Source organism: Streptomyces sp. NPDC102259 (assembly GCF_044766465.1).
Lineage (GTDB): Bacteria > Actinomycetota > Actinomycetes > Streptomycetales > Streptomycetaceae > Streptomyces.
On record NZ_JBIWMA010000032.1, the window covers coordinates 1 to 13,376 of the forward strand.

General features: G+C 71.2%; 11 protein-coding genes. 7 read left to right on the forward strand and 4 right to left on the reverse strand.

The annotated features are described in order from the left end of the window. The first annotated feature begins 298 nt into the window (after nucleotides 1-298). Entirely contained in the window at nucleotides 299-3,088 is a 2,790-nt protein-coding gene (locus ACIRPU_RS39935) for a hypothetical protein (protein ID WP_403876755.1), read from the forward strand. Between the two features lie 66 nt (nucleotides 3,089-3,154). Here the strand turns inward: ACIRPU_RS39935 and ACIRPU_RS39940 are convergent, their stop codons facing one another. Both ACIRPU_RS39940 and ACIRPU_RS39945 read right to left on the reverse strand, forming a co-directional pair. Next, a complete protein-coding gene (locus ACIRPU_RS39940) occupies nucleotides 3,155-3,535 on the reverse strand; it encodes a PPOX class F420-dependent oxidoreductase (protein ID WP_385569504.1) in 381 nt (126 codons plus the stop codon). 208 nt (nucleotides 3,536-3,743) lie between these two features. Further along, a complete protein-coding gene (locus tag ACIRPU_RS39945; RefSeq protein ID WP_403876759.1) occupies nucleotides 3,744-4,922 on the reverse strand; it encodes a MalY/PatB family protein in 1,179 nt (392 codons plus the stop codon). Here ACIRPU_RS39945 and ACIRPU_RS39950 point away from each other — a divergent pair. The 3 genes from ACIRPU_RS39950 (at nucleotide 4,921) to ACIRPU_RS39960 (ending at nucleotide 8,377) form a co-directional block, all read left to right on the forward strand. Then, nucleotides 4,921-5,982, forward strand: coding sequence for a hypothetical protein (locus ACIRPU_RS39950; protein ID WP_403876762.1), 1,062 nt, complete (start codon nucleotides 4,921-4,923; stop codon nucleotides 5,980-5,982). The genes ACIRPU_RS39945 and ACIRPU_RS39950 overlap by 2 nt on opposite strands. 50 nt (nucleotides 5,983-6,032) lie before the next feature. Continuing rightward, the gene (locus ACIRPU_RS39955) at nucleotides 6,033-6,866 is read left to right on the forward strand and encodes an SAM-dependent methyltransferase (RefSeq protein ID WP_403876765.1); all 834 of its coding nucleotides are present in this window, start codon (nucleotides 6,033-6,035) and stop codon (nucleotides 6,864-6,866) included. A 119-nt stretch (nucleotides 6,867-6,985) separates the two neighbouring features. After that, on the forward strand, nucleotides 6,986-8,377 hold the full coding sequence (locus ACIRPU_RS39960) for a S1 family peptidase (protein WP_403876767.1): 1,392 nt from the start codon (nucleotides 6,986-6,988) through the stop codon (nucleotides 8,375-8,377). A 61-nt stretch (nucleotides 8,378-8,438) separates the two neighbouring features. Here ACIRPU_RS39960 and ACIRPU_RS39965 read toward each other — a convergent pair whose 3' ends face one another. Together ACIRPU_RS39965 and ACIRPU_RS39970 are read right to left on the reverse strand one after the other, a co-directional pair. After that, the gene (locus ACIRPU_RS39965) at nucleotides 8,439-8,609 is read right to left on the reverse strand and encodes a hypothetical protein (RefSeq protein ID WP_020129024.1); all 171 of its coding nucleotides are present in this window, start codon (nucleotides 8,607-8,609) and stop codon (nucleotides 8,439-8,441) included. Between the two features lie 111 nt (nucleotides 8,610-8,720). After that, on the reverse strand, nucleotides 8,721-9,881 hold the full coding sequence (locus ACIRPU_RS39970) for an ROK family protein (RefSeq protein WP_403876770.1): 1,161 nt from the start codon (nucleotides 9,879-9,881) through the stop codon (nucleotides 8,721-8,723). Between the two features lie 174 nt (nucleotides 9,882-10,055). Here ACIRPU_RS39970 and ACIRPU_RS39975 point away from each other — a divergent pair, with 174 nt between their 5' ends. From ACIRPU_RS39975 to ACIRPU_RS39985, 3 genes are read left to right on the forward strand one after another with little or no spacing between them, the layout of a single operon-like run. After that, nucleotides 10,056-11,036, forward strand: coding sequence for a carbohydrate ABC transporter permease (locus ACIRPU_RS39975; RefSeq protein ID WP_403876773.1), 981 nt, complete (start codon nucleotides 10,056-10,058; stop codon nucleotides 11,034-11,036). 15 nt (nucleotides 11,037-11,051) lie between these two features. Next, nucleotides 11,052-11,990 carry a carbohydrate ABC transporter permease gene (locus ACIRPU_RS39980; RefSeq protein WP_403876776.1) on the forward strand — a complete coding sequence of 313 codons (939 nt, stop codon included), beginning with the start codon at nucleotides 11,052-11,054 and terminating at the stop codon, nucleotides 11,988-11,990. A 28-nt stretch (nucleotides 11,991-12,018) separates the two neighbouring features. Then, complete coding sequence (locus tag ACIRPU_RS39985; RefSeq protein ID WP_403876780.1) at nucleotides 12,019-13,365, forward strand: ABC transporter substrate-binding protein; 1,347 nt, start codon at nucleotides 12,019-12,021, stop codon at nucleotides 13,363-13,365. Nucleotides 13,366-13,376: the final 11 nt, after the last annotated feature.

Sequence of the window (13,376 nt, forward strand, 5' to 3'; positions counted from 1 at the left end):
TCCTGCACACCTACAACCACCACCGCTGCCACACCGCTCTCGGCGGCCAGCCACCCATCAGCCGCGTCAACAACGCTGCGGGTCAATACAACTAGAGCCTTCGCACCACCGGGGCAGCAGAGCCTTCGCACCATCGACACCGAGCCGGACAGCGGGGATCCGCTGTCCGGTTCTTTGCGTTCCGCCATCCCGATTCCCGGACTCAGGCAACCCACAGAGGTGCTTTCGCTTCCTTCGGGGCGCGAGGGGCTCCCGATACGGACGGGGCCCCCGCGCTCCGAGTGTTGAGGAGTGGACCTTGATCCGTGCCCGGCGAATAGGTGTCACCGCCGTGGCCGCTCTCGCGGCCCTGGCGGGAACACCGGGACTGGCACAAGCCCGACAACCTTCCGAGACAAGACCGTTGACCACGACCGCCGACAGCGGGCTGCCCCAGGGCTGGCAGGTCGGCGGCGAGGGCACCGCACGTGAGCTGGTGTGGCGGTCGCCCACGCCCGTGCCCTTCGGCGACGCCCGCGTGGAGTTCCACTCGGGCGACCGACTGCTCGGCGTACCGAAGGCGGCGAAGGACGGCCGCACCTTCCGGCTCTCCCTCGACGACGTCGGCGCCGCCCCCTTGAAGGACCTGCGCGTACTGGCCGGCGGACGCCGTCTGGACGCGGCCGCCGACAACTCCGCCCCGGGCGGGCGACGTTCCCTGACCGCCGAGCAGCCCCCGGCCCAGGCCCCTGCCCCTGCCCCGGCCAACGCCGTCGACCCCGGCAAGCCGGGCGCGTACCGCACGGTCAGCGGCGAGTACGACCTCGCCCCGGTGACGTTGCCGGGGTTCGCCCGGCCGGTGGAGATGAAAGCCGTCGTGGTGGCGCCGAAGGGGGCCACCGGCAAACGGCCGCTCGCGCTGTTCCTGCACGGCCGGCACACCACCTGCTACCAGCCGGGCAGCGACGACTTCGACATCTCCTGGCCCTGCCCGGCCGGTCTGAAGTCGATCCCGAGCTACCGGGGTTACCTCCAGGACCAGAAGCTCCTCGCCTCGCAGGGCTACGTCACCGTGTCGATCTCCGCGAACGGCATCAACGGCCAGGACGGGGAGGCCGAGGACGGCGGTGCGCAGGCGCGCTCCTCGCTGGTGCGCCTGCACCTGGCCAGGTGGGCCGACTGGGCCGCCCACCCGGGCCACGCCCCGGCGGCGGTCCCCGACGCGACGAAGGCCGACCTCTCCCGTGTCCTGCTCGTCGGGCACTCGCGCGGCGGCGAGGGCGTCAACCGCGCCGCCCTGGACAGCCTGTACCCGCCGCCCGCCGCGCAGGACGGCTACCGGGGCCCGGTCCGCTGGAAGATCCGCGGAACCGTTCTCGTCGGACCGACGATCTTCGGCCAGAATCCGGTCGCCGACGTCCCGTCCGCGACCATCCTGCCCGGCTGTGACGGCGACGTCTCCGACCTCGAGGGCGAGACGTACCTCGACGGGACGCGCGGCATCAGCAACGGCACGGCCCTGCACAGCGCGGTCTACATGGTCGGCGCCAACCACAACTTCTTCAACACCGAGTGGACGCCGGGCAAGGCCGTGGCGCCCTCCTTCGACGACTTCTGGGAGGACCCGGACGAACAGCGGCCCGACCCGGTCTGCTCCACCGGCGCCCCCACCCGGCTGACCGCCGACCAGCAGCACCGGGCCGGCGCGACCTACATCGCCGCCGCGGCCCGGCTGTTCGTCGCCGGCGACGACCGGGCGCGCCCGCTGCTCGACGGCACCGGAAAGCGCGCGCCCTCCGCCGACCCGGCCCGCGTCCTGACCCACGCGGTCGGCGCGCGCCGCACCGGCGGCTTCGTGCCCGACGGCGGCGTCGAGGTGACCGGCGGCCGGGTGTGCTGGGCGGACCCCGACCCGGTCAGGGCCTGTCTGGACGCCGACGCCACGGGAAGGTCCCCGCACTTCGGCTGGTGGGATCTGGAGAAGGACTCCGGCAGGAGCGCGGTCGCGCTGAAGTGGTCCGCGCCGGGCACGCCGACGACGATCAGCTCCCTCGCTCCCGTCTCCCTCTCGGGCGCCAAGAGCCTGGCGCTGCGCGTCTTCGTGCCGCCGAACACCACCGGCACCGAGCTGGACGTGTCCGTCACCGACACGGCCGGCCGCCGCGCCGCGCTCGGCCGGGTCACGGTCGACGGCCTGCCGGGCTCCGACCGCACCGCCTCGTACTGGGCCCGCGAGCTGCGTGTCCCGCTGACCGCCGCCACTCGCGCCGGTCTCGACCTCAGGCACGTCAAGTCCCTTGCGTTGACTCCGCGTTCGGGGTCGGGGCAGGCCTGGTTCATGGACGCCTGGGGCTGGGCCCCCGGCACGCCGGCGGTGCGGGCGGCGGCACTGCCGCGCGTCGACATCGGCCGGATCACGGTCAAGGAGGGCGACTCCGGCACCCGCACCTATCACGTCCCGGTCCAGGTGTCCGGGCACGGCAGCGGCCGGGTCCGCTTCTACGTCGTCGACCCGGAGACCCTGGAGTCCACGGAGAAGGTGGTCGCGGTCCGGCCCGGCAGCACCCCGATCGACGTGCCGATCGAGGTGAAGGGCGACACCCGCTTCGCCTACGACGTGACACAGGACCTCCTCGTGAAGGCCGTGCGCGGCGCGGTCGTCGGCTCCTACCGGGGTGGGGTCACGGTGCAGAACGACGACCCGGCGCCGGAGGTGACCCTGACTCCGGTCGCCGACCGGGTGACCGAGGGCGGGTCGCTGAGCTGGCGGATCACCCTCTCCGAGACCGCCGACGTGGACTTCTGGCAGCCGGTCCGGGTGCTGCCGGTCACCGAGGGCGCCGAGCTGTCCACGAAGGACGTGGACCCGCAGTGGCTGCTGGACTACGCCGGTGACGTGCCCGACCCGGAGCGCCCGCTGTCGGACGCCAACCTGTGGGTCTGGCTGAACATCCCGTCCGGGACCACGGTCGTCGACTTCACCGTGCCCACGGTGAGGGACCAGGTGGCCGAGCCGGCCGAGTCGATGCGCCTCGCGCTGACCGACGACAGCGCCGAGCCGCTGCCGGACCGGCCGGTGCTGACCGGGACGGTCGTGGACGCGCCGTAGTAGGCGCGCGCCGGCCGGAGGGGGCCCGGACCATGCGGTCCGGGCCCCCCTTCTCCGTTCGCGGGCTCACAGCGTGACGCGGATCCCGACGGTGCCGTCCGGACCGCGGCGCAGTCGGCTGCCGAGCAGGACGAGGCGGCCGACGACGCCGTACTTGCGCGCGAGCAGGGTGCGGTAGCGGGCGGTGGTCTGCGCGTCACAGATCTCGGCGGTGGCCGGGATCTGCTCACCGGTGGGGTTGCCGCGGGCGTCGCAGGGACCCACCAGGACGTCGCCGCGGGCCCGGATCCGCTTCACCTTCCAGGCGTCCGCGGCGGACCAGGCCCCGAGCGCGTCCCCGTCCCGCACCACCCACACCGGAGTGGCGACCCCGGTTCCGTTCTTGCGATAGCTGGTGATCAGCAGGTACTTGCCGGCTGCCAGCCGGTCGAGCGCGTTGTCGGCCATGCCCGCAGTCTAGGCATCCGTACACCTCACCACCTCGGCAGCCTCAGCTCGTAGTCCGGCTGGATCCGCCGCATGTACCCGGTGTCGTCGCACCGCCGCACACCCGAGTAATTGACCGCTCAAGCGCGGCTCCCCCGGCACGCCGCCGCCCCGCCGGGCAAGCTCCGGTGGGGCGGCGGTCCGGCGGTCCGGCGGGAGGACCTGCGGCTCAGCGAAGGGCGGCCGCCATCCGCCGTACACCCTCGGTGAGGATCTCCGGCGAGGTGGCGATGTTCAGCCGGACGTGCCCGGCCCCGCCCGTGCCGAAGTCGAGCCCGCGACTCAGGGCGACCCGCCCCCGCTCCAGGAAGACCGCGGCCGGATCGTCGCCGAGGCCCAGCGCCCGGCAGTCGAGCCAGGCGAGATAGGTGGCGTCCCCCGGCCGGTACCCGACACCGGGCAGCCTCTCGGCCAGCAGGGCGGTGAGCAGGCGCCGGTTGTCGTCGAGGCCCGCCAGCAGGGCGTCCAGCCACCCCGTGCCCTCGAGCAGGGCGGCGGTGTGCGCCAGCACGCCCACATGACTCGGTCCGTGGGACACCTCCTCGGGCAGCAGGGCCAGGTCGGCCGCCGCCTCGGGGCCCGCGACGGCCAGCGCCGCCTTGAGCCCGGCCAGGTTCCACCCCTTGGAGGCCGACATCAGCGACAGACCGTTCTCCGCGCCGGGGACGGCGAGCCAGGGCACGAAGTCGGCCCCCGGGGCGGTGAGCGGCGCGTGGATCTCGTCGACGACCACCCGGACGCCGTACCGCCGGGCGAGCGCGGCCACGGCGGTCAGTTCCCGCGCGGTGTGCACGGTGCCGGTCGGGTTGTGCGGGCTGCACAGCAGGTGCGCGGCGCGGCCACCGCCGGCGACGGCCCGCCGGTACGCGTCCTCCAGCACGGCGAGGTCGAGCCGGCCGTCCGCGCCGAGGGGCGCCTCGGCGATCCGCCGGTCCAGGTGCGCGACGAACGGGAAGAACGGCGGGTACACGGGCGGATTGACGACCACCGGATCGCCGGGCCCTGTCACCAGCTTCAACATTTCGACTACGCCCAGCATCACATCGGGCACGATCGCCGTGCGCTCGACCGCGAGCCCGTCCCAGGCCCACCGCTTCGCGGCGAAAAGGGCCAGCGCCTCGGCGTAGGCCGTGCCCGCCGGATAGCCGGTGTCACCGAGCTCCAGGGCCCGCGTCACCGCGCCGACGACCGGTTCGGCGAGGGGCACGTCCATCTCCGCGACCCACAGCGGAAGGACGTCGGCCGGATAGGTGCGCCACTTCATGCTCGTACGACATCGGAGCCGGTCGAGCGTGAGGGCCTGTAAAGGGTTCGGTTCACGGGGCGTCTCGTGCGGGATGCTGGTCATGGGGCACAAGATAGGGGGCTGTGGTGTGACCTGGGATCACGTGAACGGGACAGCTGTGGCGGACGCCGGCGGCATTCCGGAGATCGCCTGCGACGAGTCGGGTTCGGACGGCGAGAACCTCACCGGCGGGAACACGGACGTGTTCGCCCACGCGAGTGTGCTGCTGTCGGCCGATTCCGCCGCCGGACATGTACAGGAGATCCGGAACCGGATCCGTTCACCCGCCGAGGAGTACAAGGCGAACCATCTGCTCCGGGAGAAACACCGGGCGGTTCTGGAATGGCTGCTCTCGGCATCGGGCCCGCTGTACGGGCACGCCCATGTGCACCTCGTCGAGAAGTCCTTCTTCGTCGTGGACCGGGCCGCCGACCTGCTGCTCGGCGACCCCGGGGCGGCCGTCCCGCTGTTCCGGCACGGGCGGCGGACTTTCACCGAAGCGGAATGGAGGCGATTCCTGGAGGCGGCCAACCAATTGCTGTGGGTGCGCCACGAAGGTGAACCGGACGCTCCCGTCGAGCATTTCTTCCGCACGCTCGAAGAACTGCGGCAGAGACATCCGGGGACGGCGGTGGCGCAGACGCTCTCGCGGCTCGCGCGGGAAAGGCCCCGCGCGCTCTCCTACCGGGCCGGAATCCAGGACGGGCCGTTCGTGCTGACCCCGGTCCTCAATCCTCTTCTGCCCTCGATCCTGCACACGGCCGCCCATTGGAGCGCCGGCGGGCGTCCGGTCCGGCTCGCGCACGACCGGCAGAACATGCTCACCCCGGAGCGGATCGCCTGGATCGAGGGGGCGGCCCGGGCGCGGGGCATCCGGCTGGCCGGGTTCCGGCTCGTCGTCTCGCGGCTCGACGCGCGGGTGCAGCTGGCCGACTTCCTGGCCGGCATCGCCCGCAGGATCGCCTCCGACGAACTCAACGGCCGCGGCGACCCGGTGCTGACCGCACTGCTGCGCCCCTACACCGGCGCGGCCGCCGTGTGGGGCGACGAGCGGAGCTGGGCCCGGCTCGGACCCGCGACGGAATCCGGGGGACGGTCCACACCGCTCAACTCCCCCGTCTAGATTGCTGGTTGGTGATTCCCGTCACCCTTCCTCCGGACAGGAGCCGACCCGTGACCCAGAACGCGCCGACCACCGACGCGGCCACCCAGTCGCCGCACCTGCGCATCGACACCACCCGGCCGCACACCGCCCGCATCTGGAACTACTGGCTCGGCGGCAGGGACAACTACGAGGTCGACCGGGCCACCGGCGACCGCATCCGGGAGTTACATCCGGGCATCGGCGCATACGCCCGCGCCGACCGGCTCTTCCTGGGCCGGGCCGTGAAGCACCTGGTGACCGAGGCCGGCATCCGGCAGTTCCTCGACATCGGGACCGGGCTGCCCACCGCGGACAACACGCACGAGGTCGCGCAGCGGCTCGCCCCGGACTGCCGGACCGTCTACGTCGACAACGACCCGCTGGTCCTGGCGCACGCCCGCGCCCTGCTCGCCGGCGCGCCGGAGGGCCGCACCGACTATCTCGACGAGGACCTGCGCAACGTCGACGCGCTCCTCGAACACGCTGCGAGGACGCTGGACTTCGGCGCTCCCGTCGCGCTGATGCTGCTCGGCGTGGTCATCTTCATCGGCGACGACGAGGACCCGTACGGCCTGGTGCGGCGCCTGGTCGACCGGCTGCCCGCGGGCAGTCATCTGGTGCTGTCGCACACCGTCACCAGCCCGGCGATGCCCGACGTGGACGAGGCCGTCATGTTCTGGAACGAGCACGGCACGCCGAAGCTGACCCAGCGCACGCCGAAGGACGTGGCCCGCTTCTTCGACGGCCTGGAGCTGCTGGAACCGGGCGTGGTGTCCTGCTCGCGCTGGCGCCCGGAGGGCTTCGGGGACGGGGCCGAACCGGAGGAGGTGGCGATGTTCGGCGGGGTGGCACGCAAACCCTGAGTCGGTCGGCTGCGCGCTGAACGCTGTGGGCCGCTCGCACGTATGGAGGTGAGGGCACTCAACGACCGGAGCGCCCCGCGGTGTTGAGGCCGTGCGTTCGGGGTTTCGGGAGCCATGACATGAGGCATGTACGACGACGGACCGTCCGGCGAGTGACACGGCTGGCGGCCGTCGGCGGACTCCTCCTGGGAGGGGCCATGGTCACGCAGGCGGCCATGGCGAGCGAGCCGGGCGGCACCGCCGCGGGTCCGCGCAGCGCGGCGGAGGCCGTCGTGACGAATCCGGGAACGGCTCTCGTCAAGAAGCTCGGCACCTCGCGCACGGCGGGCACCTGGCTGGGTTCCGACGGGCGCCCGGTCGTCGCCGTCACCGACGAGGAGACGGCCGACACGGTCCGGGCGGCGGGCGCCGAGGCCAAGGTCGTCCCGCACAGCATGAACGAACTCGAGTCGGCCACCGCCACGCTGCGTTCGGCGCCCAAGGTGCCCGGCACCGCCTGGATGATGGACTACCGGACGAACCAGGTCGTCGTGCAGGCCGACAGCACCGTGTCGGCCACCGACTGGTCACAGCTGACGGAGACGGCCACCGGCATCGGCAGCTTCGTCCGCATGGAGCGCACCACCGGCGAGTTCACCACCCGGATCAACGGCGCCCTGCCGATCCTGTCGACCGGCGGACGCTGTTCGGCCGGCTTCAACGTGACCAACGGAACGAACGACTTCATCCTCACCGCCGGGCACTGCGGGCCCACCGGGTCCACCTGGTTCGCGGACAACCAGGCCAAGCAGCAGGTGGGCCAGACCGTCAACTCCAACTTCCCCGGCAGCGACTTCTCCCTCGTGCAGTACGCGAGCGGCAAGGCCGGCGCGGGCGCCGACGTGGTGGCCATCGGCAACGGGGACGGGGTACGGATCACGGGCACCGGTGACGCGGCCGTCGGCCAGCGGGTGTTCCGCAGCGGCAGTACCAGCGGGCTGCGCGATGGCGAGGTCACCGGCCTCGACGCGACGGTGAACTATCCGGAGGGCTCGGTCAGCGGGCTCATCGAGACGAGCGTGTGCGCCGAACCGGGCGACAGCGGCGGCCCGATGTTCTCCGACGGCATCGCCCTCGGGATCACCTCGGGCGGCAGCGGCGACTGCACCACCGGGGGGACGACGTTCTTCCAGCCGGTGACCAGGGCGCTGGCGCAGCTCGGCGTCCAGCTGATCGTGGCCGCCCCCTCCGACAACGCCGGCGCGTCCACGTCGTCCGCCGATCCCGCGCCGTCCGCCTCCTCCACCCAGGCGGGGCTCTCCCCGGGCTCGGCCTCGCCGGGCACGACCACTCCCGTGACGAATACCGGAGTCAGCGAGACCCTCGCCTCCAAGCTCACCGATCCCAGGAACATCGGCCCCGGTCTGCTGGTCATCGCGGGCAGTATGGTCGCCCTCGTGGCGACCCGGTACATCCGCGCCGAGCAGGACCGCAAGGCCTACCAGCGGTACTACTCGGCGACATGGGGGTGATGGCCGGGGGGGTTCCCGGTGCGGGGCGCCGCTGTAGGGCGGCCCCGCGGCCGGGTGGTCGTCAGGCCGCTTCGACGGAGGACGGAGCGGCGGCCCACTCCAGGACGAGCCGCTGGTATTCCGCACGCTGCTCGACGCTCAGTGTCCCGCCCGACCGGAGCCACAGGGCCCGGATCTCCTCGTTGACCTCTGCGGCCGATCGCTCGGAGAGGGATTCAACAGTGGTGGACATGGCGTGAAGCTTACGGCTTCGGAAGTGAAGACCGCGTGAGTCATCACGAACGAACCGGACATACCGGACGTGTCACTGATCACGTCCATCTGTCAACCCCCAGAGCACCGTTCATCCCTGCGCCGCCCCCAGGACCAGCACCTGAATGGCCAGCACGGCGGCGCCGCGCGCCCAGTCGTGGAAGTCCGAGACCTTGGTCTCCAGGGCCACCGGGACGGCCAGCGGATGCCGGTGGGCCCGGATGGTCGCCTCCACCGTCGCCCCGCCGACGTCCATCAGACCGACCCCCTCGCCGGCGAGCAGGATCTTCTGCGGCATGACGAAGTTGGCGATCTGCGCGATCAGGGTGCCCAGCGCGCGGGCCGCTTCGTCGATGACGCGGGCGGGCATCGACTCCCCGGCCGCGGCGAGCGCGAGGATCTCCTCGTACGTCCACTCCCGGCCGGTGGCGGCCTGCACCTGGTAGCGGATGCTGGGGATGGTCAGCAGCGAGACGGCGCTGCCGCGTTCCCCGTCCGGGGTGAGCGGACCGTTCGGGTCGATGATCCAGTGCCGGCCGAAGCCGCCGTCCTCCTCGACACAGGGCACCCGGCGGCCGGAGAGGACCAGGCCGTAGCCGATGCCCGCACCGATGGTGAGGACGACGAACCGGTCGAGGCCGCGTCCCGCGCCGAACCAGGTCTCGGCCTCCACCAGGGCGGCGACGTCGTTCTCGAGGACGACGGGCAGCCCGGTGCGCTCCTCGACCAGCGCGGCCAGCGGGATGTCCCGCCACCCCAGGAAGGGCGACTCGCCGACCCTCGCGCGGTCCTCGACCCGCCCGCCCACCCCGATGCCGATCCCGGCGAGGCCGGGATGGGCGCGGGCCAGCTCGTCGGTCATCTCGCCCAACAGGGCGACGACCTCTTCGGGGTCGTGGGTGCCGAGCAGGCGGTCGTGACGGGCGACGATGTCGCTGCGCAGGGTGGTGACGACGCCGTACACCATGTCGCCGGTGATCTTGAAGCCGATGAAGGACCGGGACTGGGCGACCACGTCGAGCGGCTGCGAGGGGCGCCCCTGCCGCGTCTCCACCGCGATGCCCCCGTCGGGCACCTCGACCAGCAGTCCCGACTCGATCAGCGGTTTGGTCAGCCGGGTGAGACTGCCGGCGGAGAGATTGAGCCGCCGTGCGAGCTCGGTGCGCGAGAGCGGGCCGTGGACGAGCACCTCGATCGCGACCGAGCGCTCCCCCGGGCTCAGCGGCAGCCAGCTGGCGGTACCTGTGGTCATGAAGGTCAGACTCCCACACGAGGACCGGTTTCTTTTCGCATTGGAAGTATCCAGGTCACGATACGGGCCATACGGCCTACACAAAAGATGCTTCCCGACCACTTGACGGCTGGATTCTTTCGCCACAAAAGTAAGTGTGCGAGGACGAGCCGCCGCGGACAAGGGAGTCTCACGATGACCATCGCCTCCAGCAGCCCACCGTCGCGTCTGCCTCCGGGCGGCGCGGAGGGGTCCGCGACCAAGCCGGGAACGGAACGTGCGCGGGCGGACCGACCGGGGGCGGGCGAGAGCCGGGGCGACGGGCGGCTCGCCGCGGTGTTCATCGCGCCTGCCCTGCTGGGATTCGTGGTCTTCCTGCTCTGGCCGACGCTGCGCGGGATCTATCTGAGCTTCACCCGCTTCAACCTGCTCACTCCGGCGGAATGGGCGGGCTTCGACAACTACGTACGGATGGTGCACGACCCGATCTTCTGGAGCTCCCTCAGGGTCACGGTCGCGTACGTGGTCATCAACATCGGGGTGCAGACCGTCTCGGCGCTGGCGATCGCCGTCCTGCTCCAGCGGCTGACGCAGTCGGCGGTGCTGCGCGGACTCGTGCTCACGCCCTACCTGATGTCGAACGTCGTCGCCGGCATCGTCTGGCTCTGGATCCTGGACACCCAGCTCGGCATCGGCAACGAGATCCTCTCGGGGCTCGGTCTCGACCGGGTCCCGTTCCTGGCGGACGAGACCTGGGCGATCCCCACGATCGCCCTGATCAACGTGTGGCGGCACGTCGGCTACACCGCACTGCTGCTGTTCGCCGGTCTGCAGGCCATCCCGAACGACATGCACGAGGCGGCGAAGGTGGACGGCGCGAGCGAGTGGCGGATGTTCTGGCGGATCACGATGCCGCTGTTGCGCCCGGTCCTGGCGGTCGTGCTGATCATGACGGTGATCGGTTCGTTCCAGGTGTTCGACACCGTCGCCGTGACCACCAGGGGCGGCCCGGCGGACGCCACCAACGTGCTCCAGTACTACATCTACGGCGCGGCCTTCGGCCGCTTCCAGTTCGGCTACGCCTCCGCGATGTCGGTGGCCCTGCTCGTCGTGCTCAGCGCGATCACCTTCGTCCAGTACCGGCTCACCCGAGCCGGTCAAACCGACCTCGGCTGAGCGGAAGGAGTCGACATGTCCGCTGTGACCGTTACGACGGCGCCCGCACCGCAGGCGGCACCCGCCCGGCCCCTGAGGCGCCGGCCGGCCTTCGGGCGGATCGTGGCCTGGGCGGTGCTGGTCGTGATCGTGCTCGTCACCCTGGTGCCGTTCTACTGGATCCTGCGCACCGCGCTGTCCACCAACTCCGGACTCGCCGCGAGCCCCGGCGATCCGCTGCCGGTCGATCCGACCGCGGGCGGCTTCGAACGGGCGCTCGGCCTCCAGTCCACCGAGGAGGCGATCGCCCAGGGCGGCGCGGGCGGCGGGCTGAGGTTCTGGCGCTATCTGCTCAACTCGGTGGTCGTCTCGACCCTCGTCACCGGCTGCCAGATCTTCTTCTCCGCCATGGCCGCATACGCCTTCGCCCGCCTGCGCTGGCGCGGCCGGGACAAGGTGTTCGCCCTGTTCCTCGCCGGACTGATGGTGCCGGCCATCTTCACCCTGCTGCCGAACTTCGTGCTCATCAAGGAACTCGGCCTGGTGGACTCCCTGTTGGGGATCGCCCTGCCGACGATGTTCATGACGCCGTTCGCGGTGTTCTTCCTGCGCCAGTTCTTCATGAACGTGCCGCGGGAGGTCGAGGAAGCGGCGCTGCTCGACGGCGCGGGCAAGGTGCGGATCTTCTTCCGGGTGCTGCTGCCGATGGCGTCCACGCCGGTACTGACCCTGGCCGTGCTCACGTACATCACCTCCTGGAACGACTACTTCTGGCCGTTGATGGTGTCCTACAGCGACGGCTCACGGGTGCTCACCGTGGCGCTGGCCGTCTTCCGGGCGCAGACCCCGCAGACCGGCACCGACTGGTCGGGGCTGATGGCGGCGACGCTCATCGCGGCCCTGCCCATGCTCGTGCTCTTCGGGTGCTTCGCCCGCCGCATCGTCAGCACGATCAGCTTCACCGGGATCAAGTGATGGGCGGGATCGAGTGAGGGGGACGGACATGCGGACACGGATGCGTACGGTCACCGCGCTGGCCGGGGTACTCGGGCTGTCCCTGGTGAGCGGCTGCGCCCAGGGGGGCGCCGGGTCGTCGGCGCACACGGTGACGTACTGGCTGTGGGACGCCAACCAGCAGCCCGCCTACGAGGCGTGCGCGAAGGACTTCGAGCAGCGCAACCCCGGACTCACCGTGAAGATCACCCAGTTGGGCTGGGACGACTACTGGACCAAGCTCACCGCGAGCTTCATCGCGGGCACCGAGCCGGACGTGTTCACCGACCACATCCAGAAGTTCGGCCAGTTCGCCGACCTGAAGGTGCTGGAGCCGCTCGACGACCTGGGCATCGACGACGCCGACTACCAGCCGGGTCTCGGCGCCAACTGGAGGGGCCAGGACGGCCGGCGCTACGGCGCCCCGAAGGACTGGGACACCGTCGCCCTGTTCTACGACCGCGGGCTGGCGAAGGACGCGGGCCTGACCGCCGAGCAGCTGAACGGCCTGTCCTGGAACCCGAAGGACGGCGGCACGTTCGAGAAGGCCGTCGCACATCTCACCGTCGACAACAAGGGGAGGCGGGGCGACGAGCCCGGCTTCGACAAGAACGACGTCAAGGTGTACGGCCTCGCCACCAACGGCGGCGGGGACGGCGACGGCCAGACCCAGTGGAGCACCTTCACCGCCTCCGCCGGCTGGAGCTACACGGACCAGCAGCGGTGGGGCACGAAGTACCAGTACGACAGCAAGACCTTCCAGTCGGTCGTCGAGTGGTACTTCGGCCTGGCGAAGAAGGGGTACATGGTGCCCTTCTCCGACTACAACTCCCAGTCCAACCAGGCCAACACCCAGGTGGCCGCAGGCAAGGCGGCCGCCGCCTTCGACGGCGCGTGGATGATCTCGTCGTACGCCGGTTTCAAGGGCCTGGACATCGGCACCGCCGTCACGCCCGCCGGGCCGTCGGGCAAACGCGCCACGATGATGAACGGCCTCGCCGACTCGATCACCAGGAACGCCCGCAACAAGGCGGGCGCGAAGAAGTGGGTCGCGTACCTGGCGTCGGACGAGTGCCAGCGGACGGTGGGGAGTTACGGGATCGTCTTCCCGGCGACGCCCGACGGCACGAAGGCCGCGGTGGCGGCGTACGAGAAGAAGGGCGTCGACGTCAGCGCGTTCACCGAACCGGTCGCCGACAAGAAGGACTTCGCCACCTTCTCCTATCCGATCACCGACTACGCGGCCGACGTGTACGCGCTCATGCACCCCGCCATGCAGGACATCTTCGGCAACGGCAGGCCCGTGAGCGGTCTCGACCGGACCAACAGCCAGATCAACCTCATTCTCGACCAGTGATCTCGACCAGT